A 21,542-nucleotide genomic window follows, 5' to 3' on the forward strand; every position below is an offset into this window, starting at 1 on the left:
TTTCGATGATCACCAAGAGTAAAATTCTGATTTCGGTTTTTGCCGCCTTGTTCCTACTTTTACTGGGAATCCAGGTATATTTTATGTATAAAACCTATCAGGTAAAAGAAAGGGACATCTACAGATCCGTGAATGACGGGCTTACCAACTATACTGATAATCTTGAAGACATCCAGGAAGCCAAGGAAAGGAATGATGATTCTCTTCAGGAAATCATTATACAATATCATAATAAGGAGATCAGCAAAAAGGATTTTCTTCACTATTTCATAGAAAACAGGAAATCTGCCAGAGAAAGACTGATACATTATATTGACAGCCGTTACCAGAAAGACGGTTATGAAATTTCGGCAAGAATACGATATCTTTCTATTGTTCATCTTCCGGACAGCACAAAAGTAATCACTGAACCTATTGTCATTTTTGAAACACCGGATGTTATTAAAAATCCGCGCATTGCCAGTAATGGAAGCTGGGAAACTTCAACTACCAAAAGAGATGATACGGATAAAGGCCACGTTGAAAAAAAGAATACTTTTCTTGTTAAAACCCAGACCGATTTTGAGATCAAAAATATAAAAAGCATTGTTTTCAAAGAGCTTACTTTATTGATTATTTGCTGTGTAATTCTTCTCTCGGGAGTTCTTCTGCTTTATATTTTCACCATTAGAAATCTGATCCAGCAGCAGAAGCAGGTAGAAGTTCTCCACACTATTGTGGATAACATTTCGCATGAGTTTAAAACCCCGATCGCTACTTTAAAAATAGCTTCAAAAGCATTAAAAAAAGAATTTAATCCGGAAACACTTCCTCTCATTGACAGGCAGATTTCACGTCTTGAAAGTCTGATGTTTCAGCTTCATAAGGATGAAATGCCGGATAAAATGATCGCCGTACAACCTGAAGACTGGAACTTTTTCATTCATGATCTTTCGATTACTTATCCAGGCATTGATTTTAACCTTGAAAATACAGTTTCACAAAAGCTTCCTTTTGATAAAAATCTGATGGAAACGGTCATTAAAAATCTATGTGAAAACAGCGTGAAATATGGAGCATCTGTTGTTACAATACATCTTCACAACAGTTCTCAACAATTGGAAATCAAAGTTTCTGACAACGGTCAGGGCATGGAAGCCAAAGAACTGAATACCATTTTTGAAAAATTCTACAGAATACAGAATAATAATATTCACAACAGCAAAGGTCTTGGACTGGGACTTTATTTCGTGAAGAAAATCATTACAAATTATAGCGGAAAAATAGAGGTTTCCAGTCAGCTCAATACAGGCAGTACTTTTAAAATATCAATTCCTTATGAAAACTAAAATCCTTCTGGCAGAAGATGATCCGGATTTCGGAATGATTCTTAAGCAGTATCTTGAATTGGAAGATTTTGAAGTCAGTTGGTTTCAGAATCCGGAAGATATTATACCATTGGTTCAGGTTGATTTTCCTTTTCAGATAGGAATTCTGGATGTGATGATGCCTAATATTGATGGTTTTTCACTGGCGAAAATGATCATTAAGGAAAAAAAGGATTTCCCATTGTTATTTTTAACAGCCAAAAATCAAAAAATTGACCGTCTCACCGGACTGAAAATAGGGGCAGACGATTATATTTCCAAACCCTGCGATCCTGAAGAACTTGTTTTACGAATTAAAAATATTCTGAAGAGAACACTTCCTGCCGTTACGGAAAGCCAAATAAAAATCGGAGAGTTTTCACTTGACACCACTAAACTTCTGTTGTCCCATCCCAATGGAAATAACCGATTAACCATACGGGAACAGGAACTTTTGCTGTATCTTCTGAAGCACAACCGATCTATCATCACAAGGGATAATATTCTGGATAATCTTTGGGAAACCAATGATTATTTTACAGGAAGAAGTCTTGATGTGTTTATCAGCAGGCTTCGTAAGTATTTCAATAGTGATCCCAAAATAAAAATCCAATCCCTGAGAGGAATTGGATTTGAAGTCGATTTTCCAACCAACTGATCTTTTTATAGAGAAAGATTCACGATCACCGGAAAATGATCTGACGGATACAAAAGATTTTCTCTTCTATCATTGATGTGTCTGTGAGATCTTATCTTAAAGCCTTTTGTAAAAATATAATCAATTCTGTCTTTCGGAACTTCATTCACATTGAAACCTGTAAAAGTTCCTACCGGCCCGTAATGTTTGGTTTCTGAATGATAGAAAGTATCTTTCATATTTTGGGAAAGAATTTTAATGGGCTCTGAATCATCTGTGAGGTTAAAATCTCCACTTAGTGCCACCGGAAGATTCTTAGGATTCAGTTCTTTAATTTTTTTCAGGATCAGTTCAGAAGATTTTACTCTCGCTACATTTCCTACATGATCAAAGTGAAGATTCATTGCAAGGAATTCTTTCTTCGATTTTTTATCTTTGAATACAGCATAGGTACAAATTCTGTTCAGTGCAGCATCCCAGCCTTTTGAAGGCTTTTCAGGAGTTTCAGACAGCCAGAATGTTCCAGATTTCACGACTTCAAGTTTATTTGTATCATAAAATATAGCAGAAAATTCACCTTGTTCCTTACCATCATCTCTTCCTACCCCAATATAGTCATAGTTCTTTAATCCTGCTTTAATATCTTTCATCTGTTCAGGAAGTGCTTCCTGTACTCCAAAATAATCCGGGTGATAATAGGTCAATAAATCTGTAACATCCGGCTTTCTCTTTGGCCAGGCATTGTCTTTATCGGACTCTACATTCAGTCTGATATTAAAACTCATTACGGTAAGGTCCTGTGAAAATCCTAATGCAAAAAGCATCAGAAACACTATTGAAAATCTGAAATTCATATCTTATTTTATCAGTAAGAGACAAAAATAAAACTTCTCTGTGACAGAAAAGCTTTATTGATGTGATTATATTGTTAAATTATCTTTTTCTTCTTCTATAGATATAAAATATTCCTGAAATTCGGACTCCGAAATGGGAGTGTTACTTTCAAGCTTTACAACACCTATGGTTTTGTAATGGGAAGCTAGTTTTATGCCTTTACTTTTGAGAAGAGCTTCCAGCTTTTTAATGTTTATATCTTTTTTTAAAACTGCGAGATAGGTGATCATATGTATATCTGTATTAAACCGTTTCCTATATCTCTGTATTTTATGCCTTCAATAGGCCTTGCTTTGTTTTCAATGAGTTCCCAGATCTCTTTTGCTGATTTATTCGGAAACTGTTCCATATACAAAGCGGCAAGTCCGGAAACATGCGGTGCGGCCATGCTTGTACCGCTCATGCTGTAATATAAATTATTTTTATTCTTTGCATTTTTAGGATAGGAACTGATAATGTCTACTCCGGGAGCACAGACATTGATATTTCCTCCAGTAGATGGATTGATCCCTGCATTTGAGAATCTGGCAATCTTCATCTGGGCATCCATAGCTCCGATCGCCATAATAGATTTTGAATTGGCCGGCATTGAAACCGGTTGCGGAATCTGCGGTCTGTTGCTGTCATTACCTGCTGCCGCTATAATAAGACAGTTATTCTCCAGCGCTCTTTCTCCAATCGTTTCGAAGAGAACGGAAGGTTGATCATCCAATTTTACGGGAGAAGCCAGTGAAAGAGACAGTATTCTGAATTTTTTCGTAATGGCCCAGTCAATGGCATCAATCACACTGCTGGTAGTTCCTCTTCCGTTGTCTGCGAGTACTTTTGCTATTTTCAGATTGCAGTCTTTGGCAATTCCATAACGTCGGCCTGTATCACTTCTGGTATTTCCTGTAGCAACCCCGGCACAGTGTGTACCATGTCCGTTGGGATCCCTATTCCAGTCCTGACCATCGATGAAAGATTTTCCTTCAATTTCTTTAGTGGAAAAATCAGGATGAGAGGTCTCAAGTCCGGTATCCAGGATGCAGATATCAATCCCTTTTCCAGTGTAATTAGAATTTTCCAGCCCGATAGCTTTTAATCCCCATTCCATTTCGATAAATGATTTTTGAGGTAAAGGTTTGGTGGTGATGTATTGTTCAAGTTCTGAGATTTTTTCTGCGAGTCCGGCTGACTGTTTTTTAAGTTCATTAATAAGCTGTAATTCATCTGCAGGGAAAAATTCTCTTTCTTTTTCATAATAAATGATAGAATTCGATTCATCCTTCACGGCGCTTTTCAATTGATCTTCATCCATATTTTCAACCACAAGAACTCCCAGATTTTTGTAAAGCACACCGTTATCCTGATCAATGATTTCATAGGAACGGTTTTCTTTGGACAGCAATTCTGAAGAAGTAATATTCACTTCCAGCTCTTTCTCTATTTTTTTGAGCGAATTTTTCTGCTGATCCTGCAGCAGAACAATGTATCTTCCGGTTTCCATAATGATCTTTTTTTTAAATTAATTTCAGAAATACTTTTTCCAGCACAAGAAAAATATCTTCCGGAATAATAGAAAGTCTTAGTTTTTTGTTAATTCCGGATATGGCTGCATTCTGCTCAACAAGTGTATTCCAAAAGGTTTCAATTTTGGGAACAGAATTCATTTCTTCCAGTTTTTCATCATTCAAAATTCCGTTTTGGTATAATGAGACAATGACTCCTGAGATAAGTTCTTCCGCATCATCGAGCTTTTTATTTTCCTTAGCATAAATTTCCATCAGAATTCCATACATACTTTCTATCCCATTGAAAGAAAACCCTCCGAGAAGTTCTCGTCTTCCAGAGACTATTTTTTCCATTTTTATAGGATTAAAACCTCTTTTCACAGTAGCAATCATATTCATCACTTTCAAAACTTCAGATTCCTGGCTGGTGTTTCCTTTTGTATGGAAATATTCCAGAACTTCGTTGAGAAAAGCATCAAAACGGGCATCAAAGTCAAATGATTTCGACAGATATAAAGCCTGAACTTCATTGAAATGTTCCAGAAGTTCTTTGATTTTCTGTACCGTAAAGTGAATAAGTTCCTGCATTACTCAAAAGTTATCTGTTCTATTTCGTTGCCGTCTTTATCTTTGTAAGACACAATCCTGATTCCTTCTTCCTCCATTTCCACATGAAGGTTGATGAATAATTTGTCTTTATCTTCCGCTGCGCTGGTATTGGGATCTATGTAAATATTGTTCAGTTTGGCATTCACCAGTGTATATTTATTCATTAAAACCTTTGAAAAAATATCTTTCAGCTCATCGGTTTCTTCTTCGGTGGTTCCGTCCTGAGGTCTGAATATTCCTGAATTAAGAAGCTGAACTTTTGTTCTGAGATCCAGCTTAAGAACTTCATTAGCAGGAAGCTTCCCGAATTTCTGATCATTTTTTTCCAGTTTACTGAATAAGGTTTTAAACTCTTCAGTCTGAATCTGTTTTATACTAATCTGAGGAATATTCATCCTTTTTTCTTTGTTTACCAGACGGATTCTCTCATTCAGTTCTGTTACAAACTGATTCTGATCCAGTTTAAAATTATATTTAGACGCAGAATCTATATCTGTAATTTTGATCGGGATATCCATTTTCACGCTGGGCAGGGCATATCTTGGTACCTTAAAATATTTAAGGTATTCATGACGGGCATATTCTTTGGCAATAAGAACTGCATTTTCGTCTGCTTTTTTACGAGCCTGAATTATCTCATTGTTGAGATAATCCAGGTAATCTGATAGTTTTATCATCTTTCGTAAAATGTTTTTATTGTGAAAGAAGTCCAAGAACTTTTTCAAGTCCTGCAGGCATTTCGTCATTGGTTGCACGTACTTTTACCCCAAGAGAATATTCTTTTTCCACTTTAATTCCTGTGCTGGAAGTTCTTTTATAAGACACATCCACTTTGAATTTCACAGGCCCCCATCCTCCGGACACTCCTGCATTGATGCCAAATTCGTCACTTACATCTTTGGTATATGTAGAATTAAGCTTAACGTTAAAATCTACTTCACAGGTTTCAATTCTAAAGCTTGGAACGTTTAACAATGCGATGAAAGGAACGGAAAGTTCTACCGGATCCGGAATTGTTTTAGGGTTACTGTTGCTTACTGGCTGATCCGGGTCAAAATCCGGGTTCGGAATATTTTTGGTGTATTTGAATTCTGCCATTCTCAGTTTCTTCGCGCTATTCGGGTTGTTAGGATCCGTAAGCTCAAAACCTACTTCATTGATGAAATTAACAGTGGCGATAGAGGCATTAGACTGAGCTTTTACACAAGCATCCAAAGGTCCGCCAATAATGGTAGCGAAATCAATACTTCCCAATTCTGCTGCAAAATCTGCACTGGCAGCGTCTGAAGTTTTGAAGATCTCTTCATCAGCAGCCATTTTACCGGCAATAAGCTTCATGATCTCTGAAGAAGCTCCGGAAAATGATTTTTCCCACTTCGCATCATAATTCTTTTTGAAATCTTCTACAATGTTCTGTAGTTCTTTATTAGTCAGTGTGTTTAATTCTGAAATCTCGATTCCTGATACTTTTTCATACACTGCCGGAGTAAGCACTTTTTCTACTCCTGACAAAAGGTCGATTAACTCATTTTTTGTTTTCTTAGCGTGGCTTGCTTCAAGCACTGATTTTAATGTTTCCATGTTGTTTTGTTTTTAAATTAATATGGTAAGACAAAATTATATGACTGACCACCCAAACATTGAAGGGAAACAACTCTACTTACCCCGGAAAAACACCCTAAAATAAAAAGCCTGAACTTACGATGGTAAGCTCAGGCTTTTGTGATGTATATTGCGGATGTTTATTTTATATAAACGCAAAGATGATATGAATTCTTCTTATTCTAAAGTAGGCTAAGAACGCAATAAGTTGCTGATGAAGCTATATGGCCATGCGTTCGCTTAGAAAAAATCAATTTCATTGATTCCATCCTTTGCTCTCTTAAAAATATTACAGTATACAAATGAAAGCTTTGCGTTAAATTTAAATAGATCCAACATTTTTATGACGGTTTACGGCTATTGTTTTCCAAATTGACATCAGGAACAACAGAATTCGGATCTATCTTCACCTCATCAATTTCCTTGTTAGAATCTATTTTGAATGTCCATTCTGTATTTCTTTTCCAAACTTCAACAGGAATACTCACCGTTTGTGCTGTTCCATCTTTGAATTTCAGCTGAACTGTTGTAGGCATTGGCAGCTGGCCAATATTTTCAACGGTAATCTGAACTCCGTTTTTAAAGTTTCCGTTGACGTATTGTACATTTTTAACAGCCTGATCAATTTTCCATTTGTTAAAGAACCATCCTCTCCAGAACCAGTTCAGTTCTTCACCTGAAACATTTTCCATCGTATGGAAGAAATCCCATGGTGTAGGATGTTTGAAAGCCCAACGATCTATATATGTTCTGAATGCTTTGTCAAATTTTTCAGGTCCAAGGATTGTTTCCCTTAAAACATCCAATCCTGTTCCCGGCTTATAGTAAGCCAGAGCTCCAATACTTCTTTCTTTCATATTATCCGGTCCTACCATCACAGGCTCCAGGCTGTCGGTCAACAGATACGTTCCAGATCTTGCCAGATTTGGTTTACGATAATATTCACCTTTATTGAAAGCTTCTGTTGAAAGCCCGTTGATAAATGTATTGAACCCTTCATCCATCCATGCAAATAGCCTTTCATTAGATCCTACGATCATTGGGAACCAATTGTGTCCAAACTCGTGATCTGTAACGCCCCACAGATCTTCTCCTTTGGAATCCATATGACAGAATACAATTCCCGGATATTCCATTCCGCCTTCATTTCCTGCTACATTGGTGGCTGCCGGATAGGTATATTCATACCATTTTTTTGAATAATGCTCTATAGCAGCTTTGGTGTATTCTGTAGACCTTCCCCATGCTTTTTCGCCCGCACTTTCTGCCGGATAAGCCGAAATAGCCAAAGATTTCTTTCCACTAGGAAGATTAATTTTTGCTGCATCTAAAATAAACCCGGCAGAAGATGCCCATGCAAAATCTCTGGCTTGTGTAATTTTAAATTTCCATGTTTTTGTACCGGAAGCTTTATTTTTACCGATTTCAGATTCAGGACGAATCATTACTGTTTTATCGCTGTTTCTTGCCTGATTCCATCTGTTGATTTCTTCTTTGCTGTATACTTCCTTTTCATTCAGAAGTTCTCCGGATGCCACTACATAATGATTAGCCGGAACGGTAATATTGGCTGTAATATTTCCATATTCCAAATAAAACTCCGAAGCCCCAAGGTACGGAAGAGTATTCCATCCCAGAACGTCATCATATACACACATTCTTGGATACCATTGCGCCATAGTAAATATCTTACCGTTTTTGGTATCCTGAATTCCCATTCTGTCTGAGCCATACTCTGGAGAGATAAATGTGTATTCAATTTCTATTTTAGCAACACCCCCATTCGCTTTTAATTCTTTTGGCAGATCAATCTGCATTCTTGTATCGGTAATGGTGTATTTTACTTCATTTTTTCCGTCAAGTCTGACTGATTTAATTTTATATCCGCCATTAAATTCTTCACCATGAGCTCCATTTCGGCTTCCCGAAAGCGGAACGACTCCATTCCCTCTGGAATCTTTCGCAAAAAGATTCTGATCCAGCTGCAGCCAAAGAAAGCCTAATTTATCAGGACTGTTGTTTGTGTACGTAATTTCTGCTGTACCTGTAATTTCTTTTCTATCTTCATTCAGGCTGACATTCAAATGGTAATCTGCCGAATTCTGCCAATAAGCATGCCCCGGCTGTCCGCTTGCAGAACGGGTTGCTGTACCTGTCTGCGGATAGAAAAACGGCTTAAATGCTTCTACATAATCATATTTTGGGTTTTCCTGCGCGTATACAGATCCTGAAAACAGGATCACTGCAAGGGTGGAAACAAGGGTTGGAAGTTTATAATTCATTTGAAAAATATTATTTACTGTATAGGTAAAAAAAACTCCCGGATTTGTTACACATCCGGGAGCTTTTTTAATATAAGTTTAATTTAATTTGATTTTTTTGCTTTAATCATTGCTTCTAAAGCATCCCACATTTCTTGAGGAATTGCTTCAAGCATGTTAAATTCTCCTGCTCCCTGAAGCCATTCTCCTCCATCAATCGTTACTACTTCTCCATTCATATACGCTGAATAATCGGAAACCAGATAAGCAGCAAGATTCGCAAGCTCCTGATGTTCTCCTACTCTTCTCAACGGAACTTTTTTCTTCATATCAAATTTCTCCTGAAGATCTCCCGGAAGAAGTCTGTCCCAAGCTCCTTTTGTAGGGAAAGGTCCTGGAGCAATAGCATTGAAACGAATTCCGTATTTAGCCCATTCTACAGCCAATGATCTTGTCATCGCCAGAACTCCTGCTTTTGCACAGGCTGATGGTACTACGTAAGCAGAACCTGTCCATGCGTAGGTTGTTACAATATTCAGGACAGTTCCTGGTGTTTTAGAATCAATCCAGTGCTTTCCTACCGAAAGGGTACAATTTTTTGTTCCTTTTAAAACGATATCCAGGATAGAATCAAATGCGGAGTGAGTCAGTTTTTCTGTTGGAGAAATAAAGTTTCCGGCAGCGTTATTCAATAAGATATCAATCTTTCCAAATTCTTTCAGTGCCGCTTCTTTCAGTGCTTCCACCTCATCCCAGTTTCTTACATCACAAGCTACACAAAGTACTTTACCTCCTGTCTCATCTTCCAGTTCCTTAGCTGTTGCCTGCAGTTTCTCCAGATTTCTGGAAGTAATCACTACTTTGGCGCCCAGTTCAAGAAAGTATTTAGTCATCGCTTTTCCAAGACCGCTTCCGCCTCCTGTTACAATTGCTACTTTATCTTTTAGTGCACCTTCGCGCAGCATAGGTTGTGTATATAGACTCATAAATTATTTTTTCTTAAAAATAATAAATATTGAAATGTAATCCCTTAAAATAGATTGATAAATAATGCTACAAATAATTATTCTCAATCTGTTTTTTTTAAATAATAGATTATTTTTAAATAAAATAGCCTGACAATTACTTATCAGGCCGTTTTTATCTTTTAAAAAAGTAATAGATTAAGAAGCTACTACTCCTTTGAATGAAAGTGTTTTAGGAGTTTTGCTGTCACTTGTAGTAACATTTACCGTTTTCATGAAAGGACCAGCTGCTGCTGCATTATAACTAGCTTCTACAAATCCTTTTTTCCCGGGCTGGATAGGAGTTTTCGTGTAATCTGCTGTAGTACATCCGCATGAAGGTGCTACATTCTGAATAATGATTGGTTTTGAACTTGTATTAGTGAATTCAAATCTGATTAATTTTGGTTTTCCCTGAGGAATATTTCCTACATCAATAGATTCTGATTTCCATTTAATAGCATCAGCAACCATTTTAACAATAGATGGAGCGTCTGCAGTAATTACATTAGCATAAAAAGGAGAGAATGCCAACACTGCCAAAAGAGCTGTAATTTTTAGTTTTTTCATGAGTATAAATTTTAATATTATTATATTTCGATATGACAAATGTAAAGCAGACCGTGATTACAACTTGTTAACCGCTGTCAAACATTTGTTAACGAGTTGTTAATAATAAAAGATAAATAGATATTTTTGGATAATATTGTTTCAGGAAATGAAAATAAAAAGACTCAATATTATAATAACCCTGGGGTTTGTTGCTATTATCGGAATTTTAATAGCACAGCTGATGTGGACCCGCCAGGCTTATAATCTTGAAGATAAAAAATTTAATCAGAAGGTCAATATTGCCTTAATGGAAGTTGCAGAAAAACTTTCCGGAGGAAAGACCTCTTATACAGAAAATCCCGTACAGAATATTGCCAATGACTATTATGTAGTCAATATCAACAATGAATTCCATCCTGTAGTTCTGGAATATTATCTGAAGACAGAATTTACCCGCTTCCAGATCAATACAGATTATGTATACGCACTATACAACTGCCACAGTGATAAAATGGTGTACGGAAAATATATGACCTCACATCAGGAAAGCCCCAGCAATAAGGTAATCAATTTCCCGAAACATAAAAATCTGATCTATTACTTTTCCATCCGTTTTCCGGATAAAACAACTTATCTGATCAGTTCGTTAAGATTCTGGTATCTTCTTACGTTCGCCCTTATCATCATCCTTCTAGTGTATGTGTATTCTATTTATACGATCATTCAGCAGAAGAAATTTTCAGAGCTGCAGCGTGATTTCATCAATAATATGACGCATGAGTTTAAAACTCCTTTATCCTCAATACTTTTAGCTTCAGAAGCACTTAATAAACAGGAAATGGTACAGGAAAATTCTAAACTGCAGACGTATACTTCCATTATCATCAACCAAAGTCACAAGCTCAATAATCATATCGAAAAAATCCTGAATATTGCTAAGAACGATGCTGCCGGATTGTCATTAAAACCTCAAAAAATTCTGCTGCTTCCTTTTATTCAAGAAATCGCAGATAACATACAGCAAAAGAACAAAGACCTTAGCATCGAAATTGATATTGAAAACAGCACTTCCGTGATGGCTGATGAATTTCACTTTACCAATATCATTTACAATCTTTTGGATAACTCCATCAAGTATTGCGAAACGCAGCCTGTGATTAAAATTTCGGCCCATAAAGATTCAAAAGGCTTATATTTAAAGTTTAAAGACAACGGAATGGGAATTCCCGCTAAAAATATTCCTCATATTTTTGAAAAATTTTATCGGGTACATACCAAAAGAAGTGAAGAGGTGAATGGTTTTGGGTTGGGATTATTTTATGTGAAAAAAGTAGTTCAGCAGCACCACTGGAAAATTTCTGTAGAGAATAATGAAGACAAAGGAATTACCACAACGCTCTTCTTTCCGTTTTCAAATTAATCAAGTATAAGTATGGAGAAATCTAAAATTTTATATGCCGAAGATGACAAAACAATAGCTTTTCTGGTGGAAGACAGTCTGGAAAGTTATTATGATATCAGCTGTTATTCTGATGGTGAATCTGCATTGGAGGCATTTAACAGTCAGGATTTCGATATTTGTCTGCTGGATATTATGATGCCCGGCATGAATGGATTTGAAGTAGCACAACGAATTCGTAGTAAAAATTCTGAAATTCCGATTATTTTCATCTCTGCAAAGGCTTTAAAAGAAGACAGGATTAAAGGTCTTAAAATAGGAGCTGATGATTATCTGGTAAAGCCTTTCAGTATTGAAGAGCTGATGCTTAAAATTGAAGTTTTTCTGAAACGCACTAAGAAAACAGATACTTTCCCTCTAAAATATAAAGTCGGGAAATATGATTTTGATCCTAAAAATTATACGCTTCAAGGCTTAGAAAACAGTATAACTCTTACTCAAAGAGAATCTGATCTGCTTTTATTTTTTATCCGCCACAAGAATCTAGTGGTCAAACGACAGGAAATCCTGAAGGCGATTTGGGGTGATGATGACTATTTTATGGGGCGAAGTCTTGATGTATTTATTTCCCGATTGCGAAAAGTATTGGCCGAAGAACAGAATGTTTTAATAGAAAACCTGCACGGAATAGGTTTCCGCTTTTCTGAAAAAGAATAAATAGTTTTCAAACTAATCCAAAACACAACAGCAAATGATGATTTTAATTAATTTTAAACTTTGAAAATTTCCTATTAATGAAAAATCACAGATCTACTGTTTTTCTATTTCTTTTATGTGTAACTGCACAATTTAAGGCTCAAAAATTTGAAAAATTAATACAATATGTCAACCCTCTGATCGGAACTGAAAAGATGGGACATACCTATCCGGGAGCGACTGTTCCTTTTGGTGCGGTACAGCTAAGCCCTGAAACAGACTCTATTTCTTATGAACTTAATGGAAAATACAATGGTGAGGTTTATAAATACTGCGCCGGCTACCGTTATGAAGATAGAACGATTGTTGGTTTCAGTTCTACTCATTTCAGTGGAACAGGACACTCTGATCTGGGAGATTTTCTGGTGATGCCGACCGTAGGAAAACTTCAGTTGAACCCTGGAACTGCCTCCAACCCGGAAAGTGGTTACAGAAGTAGATTTTCACACCAAAATGAAACGGCAGAAGCTGGATATTATAAGGTAAAACTGGATGATCATAATATTCTCGCAGAGCTTACTGCAACGCCAAGAGTGGGAATTCACCGCTATACTTTCCCAAAGTCTGACCAGGCTCACATTATTCTGGATTTGATGGCCGGCATTTACAATTATGACGGAAAAAATGTCTGGACATACGTTCGTGTAGAAAACGGAAATACCATTACAGGCTATCGTCAGACCAATGGCTGGGCAAGAACCAGAACGGTTTATTTTGCGATGAAGTTTTCAAAACCTTTCAAATCTTATGGTCAGAAAAACTATGATGAGAAACAGGTTTACAAAGGGTTTTGGAGAAAGTTTGATCAAAATCAGAATTTCCCGGAAATCGCAGGTAAGAACCTGAAAATGTTTTTTGATTTTGATACCAATGAAAATGAAGCAATCGAAGTAAAATTGGCTATTTCTCCGGTAAGCCAGACCAATGCTCTGGAAAATCTGGAAAAAGAAGCCGGAAATATAAATTTTGATCAGGCTAAAACTCAGGCTCAGAACAACTGGAATAAAGAATTAAATAAAATTGTTATCAAAGGTTCTGATACAGAAAAAACTAATTTCTATACAGCAATGTATCATAGCTTCATTAATCCAACCACTTATATGGATGTCAATGGAGAATACAAAGGTCTTGATCAAAATGTTCATAAGGCAGATGGATTTACCAATTATACTACCTTTTCTCTATGGGATACTTATCGTACGCTGCATCCTTTCTTTAATATCATCCAACCTAAGCGAAATGGTGATATGGTAAAATCAATGATGGCTCATTATAATCAGTTTTCGATGAAAATGCTTCCTATCTGGTCACATTATGCGAATGATAACTGGTGTATGAGTGGTTATCACAGTGTAAGTGTGGTTGCTGATGCTATTATTAAAGGAAATTATGCGGGTGATCCCGAAGAAGCCTTAAAAGCATGTATAGAAACCGCTAACAAAAGAAATTATGAAGGTATAGGACAATATATTGACCTTGGATACATTCCGGCTGAGAAAAACGGAACTTCAGTTTCCAATACATTAGAATATGCCTATGATGACTGGGCTATTGCTCAACTGGCAAAACATCTGAACAAAACAGAAATCTACAATCAGTTTATCAAGAGATCTGAAAACTGGAAAAATAATTTTGACAAAACGATCGGGTTTATGCGCCCGCGTCTGGCAGATGGAAGCTTTAAAAAGGACTTTGATGTGCTAAGCACCCACGGGCAAGGTTTTATTGAAGGAAACTCATGGAACTACAGTTTTTTTGTTCCGCAAAACCCTGATGAATTGATCAACTTGATGGGCGGAAAGAAGAAATTTGCTTCAAAACTTGATGAACTGTTCACGATGCATTTACCGGATGAATTCTTTGCAGATACTGAAGATATTACCCGGGAAGGAATTATTGGTGGATATGTTCACGGAAATGAACCTGCTCACCATGTTGTTTATTTTTATAACTGGGCTGGGCAGCCTTGGAAAGCACAGGCACAAATCCGCCGTATTCTGGAAATGCAGTATAAAGCGACACCAGACGGACTGGGAGGAAATGATGATGCCGGGCAAATGAGTGCATGGTATATTTTAAGTTCATTAGGGTTTTATCCTGTAGCACCAGGTTCGGAAGATTATTCTATCGGAAGCCCAGCCATTGATAACGCTGTCTTAAATCTGGAAAATGGAAAAACTTTTGAAATTGAAGCCATCAATCAAAGTCCTAAAAATGTATATGTTCAGAAAGTTCTTTTGAATGGAAAGGAGATTAAGAATTTTACGTTGAAGCATTCTGAGATTATGAATGGTGGAAAACTTACTTTTTATATGGGAAGTAAAGCGAAGAAGTAAAAAGTGACTAAATCCAATGGAAGGTTTAAATCAAAAAGAGCGGGCTAAAGCCCGCTCTTTTTGATTTATCGTAATAATCTCTTATTAATCTCTCGCTTCAAAAAGCAATCTCTCTCCAAATTTCCCTTCCGTAATGTTACCATTGTCATACACCAAATGTCCATTAACAAAAGTATGGATAACTTTAGAGTGGAAATTCATTCCTTCTAATGGGCTCCAACCGCATTTGTACAGTAAATTATCTTTGGAAACCGTCCAGTTTTCATTTAAATCAACTAAAACCAAATCTGCTTTATATCCTTCTCTCACATACCCTCTTTTTTCAACTTTGAAAAGAATTGCCGGATTATGACACATCTTTTCAACAATTTTCTCAAGAGATATTTTACCGTTTTTATAGTTTTCAAGCATCACTACCAGTGAATGCTGTACCAAAGGTGCTCCTGAAGGACATTTTGTATACACATTGTTCTTTTCCTCTGCAGTATGTGGAGCATGGTCTGTAGCTATCACATCTATTCTGTCATCCAACAGTGCTTCCCAAAGGGCATCTTTATCCGTTTGAGTCTTTACAGCAGGATTCCATTTGATAAGATTTCCTCTCGTTTCGTAATCTTCGTTGGTAAAAGTAAGGTGGTGAACACATACCTCAGCAGTAATCATTTTATCTTGTAAAGGAATGTCATTTCTGAAAAGTTCCATTTCTTTTGCTGTGGAAAGGTGGAAAACGTGAAGTCTCGCACCAGTTTTTTTTGCAAGCTCAATAGCTTTGGAAGAAGACTTATAACATGCTTCTTCACTTCTGATCAAATGATGGAATTTTACAGGAATATCATCACCGTATTCATCCACATATTTTTGAGTATTGGCTCTGATGGTAGCTTCATCTTCACAGTGAACAGCAATCAGCATTTTGGTATTGCTGAAAATATTTTCCAGCGTTTCCGGATTGTCTACCAGCATATTTCCAGTAGATGAGCCTAGGAATAATTTGATCCCGGGAACATTTCTTGGATTTGTTTTTAAAACTTCTTCCAGATTATCATTGGTTCCTCCCATCATAAAACCATAGTTGGCATACGCTTTTTGGGACGCAATCTCATATTTATCTGCTAATAATTCTTGGGTAACAGCGTTGGGAACGGTATTAGGCTGGTCAATAAAACTGGTAATTCCCCCAGCAATTGCAGCTTTTGATTCACTTTCAATATCTCCTTTATGGGTAAGTCCAGGATCACGGAAGTGCACCTGATCATCAATCACTCCCGGAAGAAGGTATTTTCCTGATCCGTCAATGATCTGATCCGCATCTTCAGAAATATCGGCAGCTATTTTAGATATTAAATCATTTTCTATTAGGATATCGCTTTCAACAACTTTTCCTTCGTTGACGATATTTACGTTTTTTATAAGAACTTTCATTTCAATTTATTTCCACACAAAATTAAGATTTTAAGTTTTAATTAGCTCCAAAATCACCAAACGAATACTTAAAGTTTTACATTTGTAAAAAATTTCGACTTTGTACAAAAAACTATTAGGGCAGACAATCATCTATGGAGCGGGAGCTATAGCACCCAGAATTATTTTATTTATCCTAAATCCACTTTTGATCTATAAGATTCCCAATGAAGGTTTTGCAATTTTCACACAGCTTTATGCGTGGATTTCATTTGTGAATATTATTCTTTCTTTTGGTTTTGAAACAGCATATTTCAGATTTTCTGCAGAAGATGGTAATGAAAAAAGAACCTTCAATACTTCATTCTGGTTTTTGTTTTCAACGTCCACGGTTTTTCTTGCATTATGTTATTTGCTCAATCAGCCCATTGCAGATTATTTAGGATATCATGATAACCCGGAATATATCAGATGGTTTGCTTTAATTGCCTTTTTCGACAATTTATTGGTAATTCCTTTTGCGTGGCTGCGTTTTCATAATAAACCTATCAAATATTCTGCAGTAAGAGTTATTCAGGCAATATTTCAGGCCGTTTTTACAGCCGCTCTATTCTTCTGGATTCCGGAAAGCATATCAAGAAGTATTGGTTTGGATCAGAATGTAGATTACCCGTTCTTCAGTAATCTGGCAGGAAGTGCACTAGGAGTTTTATTATTATTACCTATCATATTAAAAGTAAGATTTCAGTTCGTAACATCATTGTTTTCACGTATGATCAAATATTCCTTCCCACTAATGCTTGCAGGTCTGGCTTTTATGGTGAATGAAAATTTTGATAAATCCATCCAGAGAAACTATATTTCAGACGAACAGGCAGGAGCTTATGGCGGTTGTTATAAACTGGCTGTACTGATGACATTATTTGTAACCGCTTACAGGATGGGTATTGAGCCTTTCTTTTTTAAACAAATGGATAAAGGCGATGCCAAGAAAACCTACGCTAAAGTAGCTGAATATTTCGCCTTTTTTGCCTGTGCTGTAGCTTTAGGAATTATTGCCAATATCTCATGGCTGAAAGCTGTCTTTATTCCGAACAAATCTTATTGGATTGCTATAGACATTATCCCGATCATTGTTATTGCCAATCTTTGTTTCGGGATCTATTATAACTTTTCAACCTGGTACAAAGTAACAGACAGAACGGGTGTGGGAACTATCATTTCATGGCTTGGAGCAGGAATCAATATTGGACTTAACCTTTTAGCGTTAACCTATTACAAGAGCATGATTGGTTCTGCATGGGCTACATTCGGAGCTTATATTATCATGATGATTGTCTCTTATCTGTTGGGACAGAAATACTATCCTATTCCTTACAGAATGAGGAAAATGTCTTTTTTCCTGATCCTTCTGGGAGTCTTCAGCTTTATTATAGTAAAATATCTAGATTATAACATTATAACAAGTAATTTACTATTTTTGGCCTTTACCGGAATTTTGATTTATTCTGAAAAAGATATGATTTTATCGAGAATCAGAAAGAATTAAACTTTGGTCTTTATTTTGATAATAAACAAAACCTATCGTCAATTTAAACAAATATTTAAAAGATAATAATCATAACCTAACAAAGGTTTTAATTATTATCTTTAACCTAAATATAAAAAACAACTAATAAAAACATCTTTTATATAATTTATGAAAATTATTGTTCCTATGGCTGGACGTGGTTCCAGATTACGTCCTCATACATTAACAGTTCCAAAACCTCTTATTCCTATTGCAGGAAAACCTATTGTACAGAGATTGGTAGAAGATATTGCTAAAGTGGCAGGAGAAAACATTGAAGAAGTAGCTTTTATCATCGGAGATTTTGGTCCTGAGATTGAAAAATCTCTGATTCAGATTGCTGAAAAACTGGGAGCAAAAGGAAGTATATATTACCAGAACGATCCTCTTGGAACTGCCCATGCTATCAAATGCGCAGAGCAGTCTATGCAGGGAGATGTTGTGATTGCATTTGCAGATACTCTTTTCCGTGCAGACTTCCAATTAGACAAAAATTCAGATGGGGTCATCTGGGTGAAAAGTGTAGAAGATCCATCTGCTTTCGGAGTAGTAAAATTAGATAACTACGGTTTCATCACAGATTTTGTTGAAAAACCTAAAACTTTTGTTTCAGATCTTGCTATTATTGGGATTTATTACTTCAACAGCGCTGAAAAGCTAATGGAAGAAATCAATTATATCATGGACAATGATATTAAAAACGGTGGCGAATACCAATTGACAACAGCTTTAGAGAATCTTAGAGCAAAAGGAGCTAAGTTTACACTGGGGAAAGTGAATGACTGGATGGACTGCGGTAACAAGAATGCTACAGTAGAAACCAACAGCAAAATTCTTGAATATGAGAGAGAGGAAATGAAGAACTTTCCTGCTTCTGCTGTGATTGAAAACTCTCTGATCATTCAGCCGTGCTTTATTGGTGAAAATGTAAAAATTTCCAATTCCAAAGTAGGACCTGGAGTTTCATTAGGAAACAATACCACTGTTGTGAATTCCAATATTGAAAACTCTCTGATTCAGGAAAACACCAAAATCAATCATGGAAACCTTTCTAACTCTATGATCGGAAATTCTGCACAGTATTTCGGAGTTGCCAGAGAAATTTCCTTAGGAGACTACTCTGTTTTGGATTTTCTTTCTAAATAAGAATAGAAATTATTTAACTTAAACAAGATATCACCAGGCCACACAAAAGATTTTGTGTGGTTTGGCGTTAATATTGCACCGTATTTTTTTAATTTAAAGATAAATACATGAAAAACTGGATCCCGTTTCTTTTATTACTTCTTGCCTTATCATCCTGTAAGACCCGTACTACTGCTCAAAATGATACGGATCATAAACTCGACAGCATCAATACTACAAAAGACAATGGAAATCCAAAAGATGTGAATGAACCTGTAAAAGATAAGCTCACCTTTTACGAGCATGTATTGGTTCCGCCAAAATTTGAGCAAATTAAAATCGACAGCAAAGTACGGGTAGAAACAGGAAGTTATGTACCTACCCTGGATGCTACCATCTATATTGAAAACGATACAAAGGTTTGGATGAATCTCAGGGCTTTGTTCATCAACGCTGCCAGAGGTATTGCCACTCCTGAAGGGATCAAAGGACAGGACAAGATCAATAAAACATATATAGATTCCGACTTTGATTATTTGAATAATTTACTGAATGTTAATTTCATTGATTATAAATCTTTGGAAAAAATCTTGCTCGGAAGAACGTTTGTAAAAATCAACGACAGACAATTTAATCTGACCCAGAATGCACAAGGTTTCAAAATGGAATCCAGCATCAATCAGAAAATTGTAACAGATGAAAAAAACAGAGAATATAAAATTGCTCTCCAATATGACACCAATTATGATTTATTGAGTGTCAATTTAAAAGATATTTTATCTTCAGATGAGCTTGATATTTCTTACAGTGACTGGAATGAATACGAAGGAATCCGCCTTCCAAAAAATGTTAAAATAATTATAAAAGGCTCAAAATCTAGTCAAATTTTAATGGAAAATACGAAATTTGACTTTTCGAGGATGGAAACACCTTATTCTGTACCATCCAGTTATAAGAAAATTGAGATTAAATGATTAAAAAATTTAGCTTTTTAATAGGTGTTTTGATGTTCGGACTGCACCAGGGACAGCAGACCAAAGAACAGCTGCAGAAGCAGAATGCCGAACTTAAAAAACAAATTGCACAAATAAATTCCGATTTAGCCAAAACCAGAAGTGAATCTAAGCTTTCCGTAGCCTATCTTTCTAATGTGAACCAAAAATTGGTTTTAAGAGAGAAGGTGTATAACAATACGCAGAAAGAAAAAAGATTCATTGAAGATGACATCTATTTACGTCAGCTGGAAATCAACCGTCAGAATAAAGAATTGGCTGTTTTGAGAAAAAACTATGCTGAGGTTTTGGTGAATGCTTATAAAAATAAAGGAGTACAGAACAAAGTAACTTTTATTCTTTCTGCCAAGAATTTAGGAGAAGCCATACGTAGAGTACAATATCTGAAACAATATTCAGATTATCAGGATAAAAAAGCAGCTGAAATTACCGATGCTGCCAATCTGATCAAGAAAACTATCGCACAAAAACAAAACTCTGTAAAAGCAAAAGCAAACCTTCTGGTAAACCAACAGAAGGATCTAGCCACGATTAATGCTGAAAGATCCCAAAAAGAGCAATTAGTAGCCGACTTTAAGAAAAATGAATCTAAGCTGACTGCTGAGCTTAAGCAAAAACAAGTTCAGTCTAAAGCATTGGAAGGACAGATCAGAGCCATCATTGCTGAGGAAATCAGAATTGCTAAAGCAGAGGAAGAAGCGAGAAGAAAAGCCGAAGCAGAAAAAATTCGTTTAGCAAAATTAGCCGCTGAAAGAGAAAAAGCAAGAATTGAAGCTGAAGCCAAGGCAAGAGCAGAAGCCCTTGAAAGAGAAAGAAGACTTGCTGAAGCTGAAGCTAAAAAAGCTGCTGAACTTGCTGCTAGAAGAGCTGAAGAAGAAAGAAAACGTAGTGAAGATGCTGCCAAAGCAGAAGCTAACGCCAGAGATGAAGCCAGAAGAGTGGCTGCTAAAAAAGCCGCAGACGAAGCCAATGCAAGAGCTAAAGATGCTGCGGATAAACTGGCTGCTGCAAGAGCCGCAGAAGCAGCGCTTGCCAAGAGAAAAGAAGAAGATAAAAAAGCAGCTGAAACAAAAGCTATGACTAGCTACGGAGTTTCCACCGCTACTGGAAACAGCTTTGCAGATAACAGAGGAAGACTTGGGTATCCTGCAGACAGAGCCGGACAAATTACGCACCGTTTCGGAAGACAGCAACACCCGGTTTTCAAAAATATATCTGAAGACAATACCGGTATTAAAATTTCCGTACCTTCAGGTACACGTGCCAAATCGGTATACCCGGGAACTGTATCTTCGGTAGTAGCCAGCAGTGACGGTACAAAAACCGTTATTATTAAACACGGAGGATACTTTACTATTTATTCCAACTTATCCAATGCTAATGTTTCCAAAGGACAGCAGGTTTCATCCGGAACTCCGATAGGTACAATAGCTCAGGATTTTGACGGCGCTTATACGCTTGATTTCCAAGTATGGAATGGAAGTACACCAGTTGATCCATTAGGTTGGATTTCATATTAAAAAAAGTGTAACTTTGCAAAAATT

Annotated in this window: 19 protein-coding genes; 9 read left to right on the top strand and 10 right to left on the bottom strand. The window is 36.5% G+C overall.

Going from position 1 to position 21,542, the window contains the following annotated elements; genetic code table 11:
• Positions 1-5: 5 nt before the first annotated feature.
• Together ACM6F9_RS21895 and ACM6F9_RS21900 are read left to right on the top strand one after the other, a co-directional pair.
• A complete protein-coding gene (locus ACM6F9_RS21895) occupies positions 6-1,328 on the top strand; it encodes a sensor histidine kinase (RefSeq protein WP_414847619.1) in 1,323 nt (440 codons plus the stop codon).
• Complete coding sequence (locus ACM6F9_RS21900; protein WP_414847620.1) at positions 1,318-2,004, top strand: response regulator transcription factor; 687 nt, start codon at positions 1,318-1,320, stop codon at positions 2,002-2,004. Before ACM6F9_RS21895 ends, ACM6F9_RS21900 begins: the two co-directional genes overlap by 11 nt.
• A 5-nt stretch (positions 2,005-2,009) precedes the next feature.
• Here ACM6F9_RS21900 and ACM6F9_RS21905 read toward each other — a convergent pair whose 3' ends face one another.
• The 9 genes from ACM6F9_RS21905 to ACM6F9_RS21945 form a co-directional block, all read right to left on the bottom strand.
• Complete coding sequence (locus ACM6F9_RS21905) at positions 2,010-2,837, bottom strand: endonuclease/exonuclease/phosphatase family protein (RefSeq protein ID WP_414847621.1); 828 nt, start codon at positions 2,835-2,837, stop codon at positions 2,010-2,012.
• 66 nt (positions 2,838-2,903) lie between these two features.
• On the bottom strand, positions 2,904-3,107 hold the full coding sequence (locus ACM6F9_RS21910; RefSeq protein WP_414847622.1) for a hypothetical protein: 204 nt from the start codon (positions 3,105-3,107) through the stop codon (positions 2,904-2,906).
• Complete coding sequence (locus ACM6F9_RS21915) at positions 3,104-4,366, bottom strand: S8 family peptidase (protein WP_414847623.1); 1,263 nt, start codon at positions 4,364-4,366, stop codon at positions 3,104-3,106. The genes ACM6F9_RS21910 and ACM6F9_RS21915 overlap by 4 nt, the downstream gene beginning before the upstream one ends.
• 13 nt (positions 4,367-4,379) lie before the next feature.
• On the bottom strand, positions 4,380-4,958 hold the full coding sequence (locus ACM6F9_RS21920) for a hypothetical protein (RefSeq protein WP_414847624.1): 579 nt from the start codon (positions 4,956-4,958) through the stop codon (positions 4,380-4,382).
• Positions 4,958-5,656: a hypothetical protein gene (locus tag ACM6F9_RS21925; RefSeq protein WP_414847625.1), complete on the bottom strand. Its 699-nt coding sequence runs from the start codon at positions 5,654-5,656 to the stop codon at positions 4,958-4,960. Before ACM6F9_RS21925 ends, ACM6F9_RS21920 begins: the two co-directional genes overlap by 1 nt.
• A gap of 16 nt (positions 5,657-5,672) precedes the next feature.
• Positions 5,673-6,560 carry a DUF2589 domain-containing protein gene (locus tag ACM6F9_RS21930; RefSeq protein WP_414847626.1) on the bottom strand — a complete coding sequence of 296 codons (888 nt, stop codon included), beginning with the start codon at positions 6,558-6,560 and terminating at the stop codon, positions 5,673-5,675.
• A 362-nt stretch (positions 6,561-6,922) separates the two neighbouring features.
• Positions 6,923-8,863: a M1 family metallopeptidase gene (locus ACM6F9_RS21935; RefSeq protein WP_414847627.1), complete on the bottom strand. Its 1,941-nt coding sequence runs from the start codon at positions 8,861-8,863 to the stop codon at positions 6,923-6,925.
• Between the two features lie 83 nt (positions 8,864-8,946).
• Positions 8,947-9,828 carry an SDR family oxidoreductase gene (locus tag ACM6F9_RS21940; protein ID WP_414847628.1) on the bottom strand — a complete coding sequence of 294 codons (882 nt, stop codon included), beginning with the start codon at positions 9,826-9,828 and terminating at the stop codon, positions 8,947-8,949.
• Between the two features lie 177 nt (positions 9,829-10,005).
• Positions 10,006-10,416: a DUF1573 domain-containing protein gene (locus ACM6F9_RS21945; RefSeq protein ID WP_414847629.1), complete on the bottom strand. Its 411-nt coding sequence runs from the start codon at positions 10,414-10,416 to the stop codon at positions 10,006-10,008.
• 148 nt (positions 10,417-10,564) lie between these two features.
• On the opposite strand from ACM6F9_RS21945, the gene ACM6F9_RS21950 reads away from it, so the two are divergent.
• The 3 genes from ACM6F9_RS21950 (at position 10,565) to ACM6F9_RS21960 (ending at position 14,889) form a co-directional block, all read left to right on the top strand.
• Positions 10,565-11,818, top strand: a complete 1,254-nt coding sequence (locus ACM6F9_RS21950; protein WP_414847630.1) for a sensor histidine kinase — start codon at positions 10,565-10,567, stop codon at positions 11,816-11,818.
• A gap of 12 nt (positions 11,819-11,830) precedes the next feature.
• On the top strand, positions 11,831-12,514 hold the full coding sequence (locus ACM6F9_RS21955; RefSeq protein WP_414847631.1) for a response regulator transcription factor: 684 nt from the start codon (positions 11,831-11,833) through the stop codon (positions 12,512-12,514).
• Positions 12,515-12,591: 77 nt separating this feature from the next.
• Entirely contained in the window at positions 12,592-14,889 is a 2,298-nt protein-coding gene (locus ACM6F9_RS21960; RefSeq protein ID WP_414847632.1) for a GH92 family glycosyl hydrolase, read from the top strand.
• An 84-nt stretch (positions 14,890-14,973) separates the two neighbouring features.
• On the opposite strand, the gene ACM6F9_RS21965 is transcribed toward ACM6F9_RS21960, so the two are convergent.
• A complete protein-coding gene (locus ACM6F9_RS21965; protein ID WP_414847633.1) occupies positions 14,974-16,311 on the bottom strand; it encodes a dihydroorotase in 1,338 nt (445 codons plus the stop codon).
• Positions 16,312-16,411: 100 nt separating this feature from the next.
• Between ACM6F9_RS21965 and ACM6F9_RS21970 the strand changes: the two genes are divergently transcribed.
• The 4 genes from ACM6F9_RS21970 (at position 16,412) to ACM6F9_RS21985 (ending at position 21,518) form a co-directional block, all read left to right on the top strand.
• Positions 16,412-17,839 carry an oligosaccharide flippase family protein gene (locus ACM6F9_RS21970; RefSeq protein ID WP_414847634.1) on the top strand — a complete coding sequence of 476 codons (1,428 nt, stop codon included), beginning with the start codon at positions 16,412-16,414 and terminating at the stop codon, positions 17,837-17,839.
• A gap of 150 nt (positions 17,840-17,989) precedes the next feature.
• Positions 17,990-19,006: a sugar phosphate nucleotidyltransferase gene (locus tag ACM6F9_RS21975; protein WP_414847635.1), complete on the top strand. Its 1,017-nt coding sequence runs from the start codon at positions 17,990-17,992 to the stop codon at positions 19,004-19,006.
• A 107-nt stretch (positions 19,007-19,113) separates the two neighbouring features.
• Positions 19,114-19,959 carry a DUF4292 domain-containing protein gene (locus ACM6F9_RS21980; protein ID WP_414847636.1) on the top strand — a complete coding sequence of 282 codons (846 nt, stop codon included), beginning with the start codon at positions 19,114-19,116 and terminating at the stop codon, positions 19,957-19,959.
• A complete protein-coding gene (locus ACM6F9_RS21985) occupies positions 19,956-21,518 on the top strand; it encodes a peptidoglycan DD-metalloendopeptidase family protein (RefSeq protein ID WP_414847637.1) in 1,563 nt (520 codons plus the stop codon). Before ACM6F9_RS21980 ends, ACM6F9_RS21985 begins: the two co-directional genes overlap by 4 nt.
• The last annotated feature ends 24 nt before the right edge of the window (positions 21,519-21,542 follow it).

This window comes from Chryseobacterium sp. IT-36CA2 (assembly GCF_949767875.1).
Classification (GTDB): Bacteria; Bacteroidota; Bacteroidia; order Flavobacteriales; family Weeksellaceae; genus Chryseobacterium.

What these genes read in the sequence shown, in the direction of transcription:
- ACM6F9_RS21975 (WP_414847635.1), top strand. Translation starts at nt 17,990, where the DNA reads ATGAAAATTATTGTTCCTATGGCTGGACGTGGTTCCAGATTACGTCCT.
- ACM6F9_RS21965 (WP_414847633.1), bottom strand. Translation starts at nt 16,311, where the DNA reads ATGAAAGTTCTTATAAAAAACGTAAATATCGTCAACGAAGGAAAAGTT.
- ACM6F9_RS21920 (WP_414847624.1), bottom strand. Translation starts at nt 4,958, where the DNA reads ATGCAGGAACTTATTCACTTTACGGTACAGAAAATCAAAGAACTTCTG.
- ACM6F9_RS21985 (WP_414847637.1), top strand. Translation starts at nt 19,956, where the DNA reads ATGATTAAAAAATTTAGCTTTTTAATAGGTGTTTTGATGTTCGGACTG.
- ACM6F9_RS21935 (WP_414847627.1), bottom strand. Translation starts at nt 8,863, where the DNA reads ATGAATTATAAACTTCCAACCCTTGTTTCCACCCTTGCAGTGATCCTG.
- ACM6F9_RS21945 (WP_414847629.1), bottom strand. Translation starts at nt 10,416, where the DNA reads ATGAAAAAACTAAAAATTACAGCTCTTTTGGCAGTGTTGGCATTCTCT.
- ACM6F9_RS21910 (WP_414847622.1), bottom strand. Translation starts at nt 3,107, where the DNA reads ATGATCACCTATCTCGCAGTTTTAAAAAAAGATATAAACATTAAAAAG.
- ACM6F9_RS21955 (WP_414847631.1), top strand. Translation starts at nt 11,831, where the DNA reads ATGGAGAAATCTAAAATTTTATATGCCGAAGATGACAAAACAATAGCT.
- ACM6F9_RS21895 (WP_414847619.1), top strand. Translation starts at nt 6, where the DNA reads ATGATCACCAAGAGTAAAATTCTGATTTCGGTTTTTGCCGCCTTGTTC.
- ACM6F9_RS21960 (WP_414847632.1), top strand. Translation starts at nt 12,592, where the DNA reads ATGAAAAATCACAGATCTACTGTTTTTCTATTTCTTTTATGTGTAACT.
- ACM6F9_RS21900 (WP_414847620.1), top strand. Translation starts at nt 1,318, where the DNA reads ATGAAAACTAAAATCCTTCTGGCAGAAGATGATCCGGATTTCGGAATG.
- ACM6F9_RS21980 (WP_414847636.1), top strand. Translation starts at nt 19,114, where the DNA reads ATGAAAAACTGGATCCCGTTTCTTTTATTACTTCTTGCCTTATCATCC.
- ACM6F9_RS21925 (WP_414847625.1), bottom strand. Translation starts at nt 5,656, where the DNA reads ATGATAAAACTATCAGATTACCTGGATTATCTCAACAATGAGATAATT.
- ACM6F9_RS21940 (WP_414847628.1), bottom strand. Translation starts at nt 9,828, where the DNA reads ATGAGTCTATATACACAACCTATGCTGCGCGAAGGTGCACTAAAAGAT.
- ACM6F9_RS21905 (WP_414847621.1), bottom strand. Translation starts at nt 2,837, where the DNA reads ATGAATTTCAGATTTTCAATAGTGTTTCTGATGCTTTTTGCATTAGGA.
- ACM6F9_RS21950 (WP_414847630.1), top strand. Translation starts at nt 10,565, where the DNA reads ATGAAAATAAAAAGACTCAATATTATAATAACCCTGGGGTTTGTTGCT.
- ACM6F9_RS21915 (WP_414847623.1), bottom strand. Translation starts at nt 4,366, where the DNA reads ATGGAAACCGGAAGATACATTGTTCTGCTGCAGGATCAGCAGAAAAAT.
- ACM6F9_RS21930 (WP_414847626.1), bottom strand. Translation starts at nt 6,560, where the DNA reads ATGGAAACATTAAAATCAGTGCTTGAAGCAAGCCACGCTAAGAAAACA.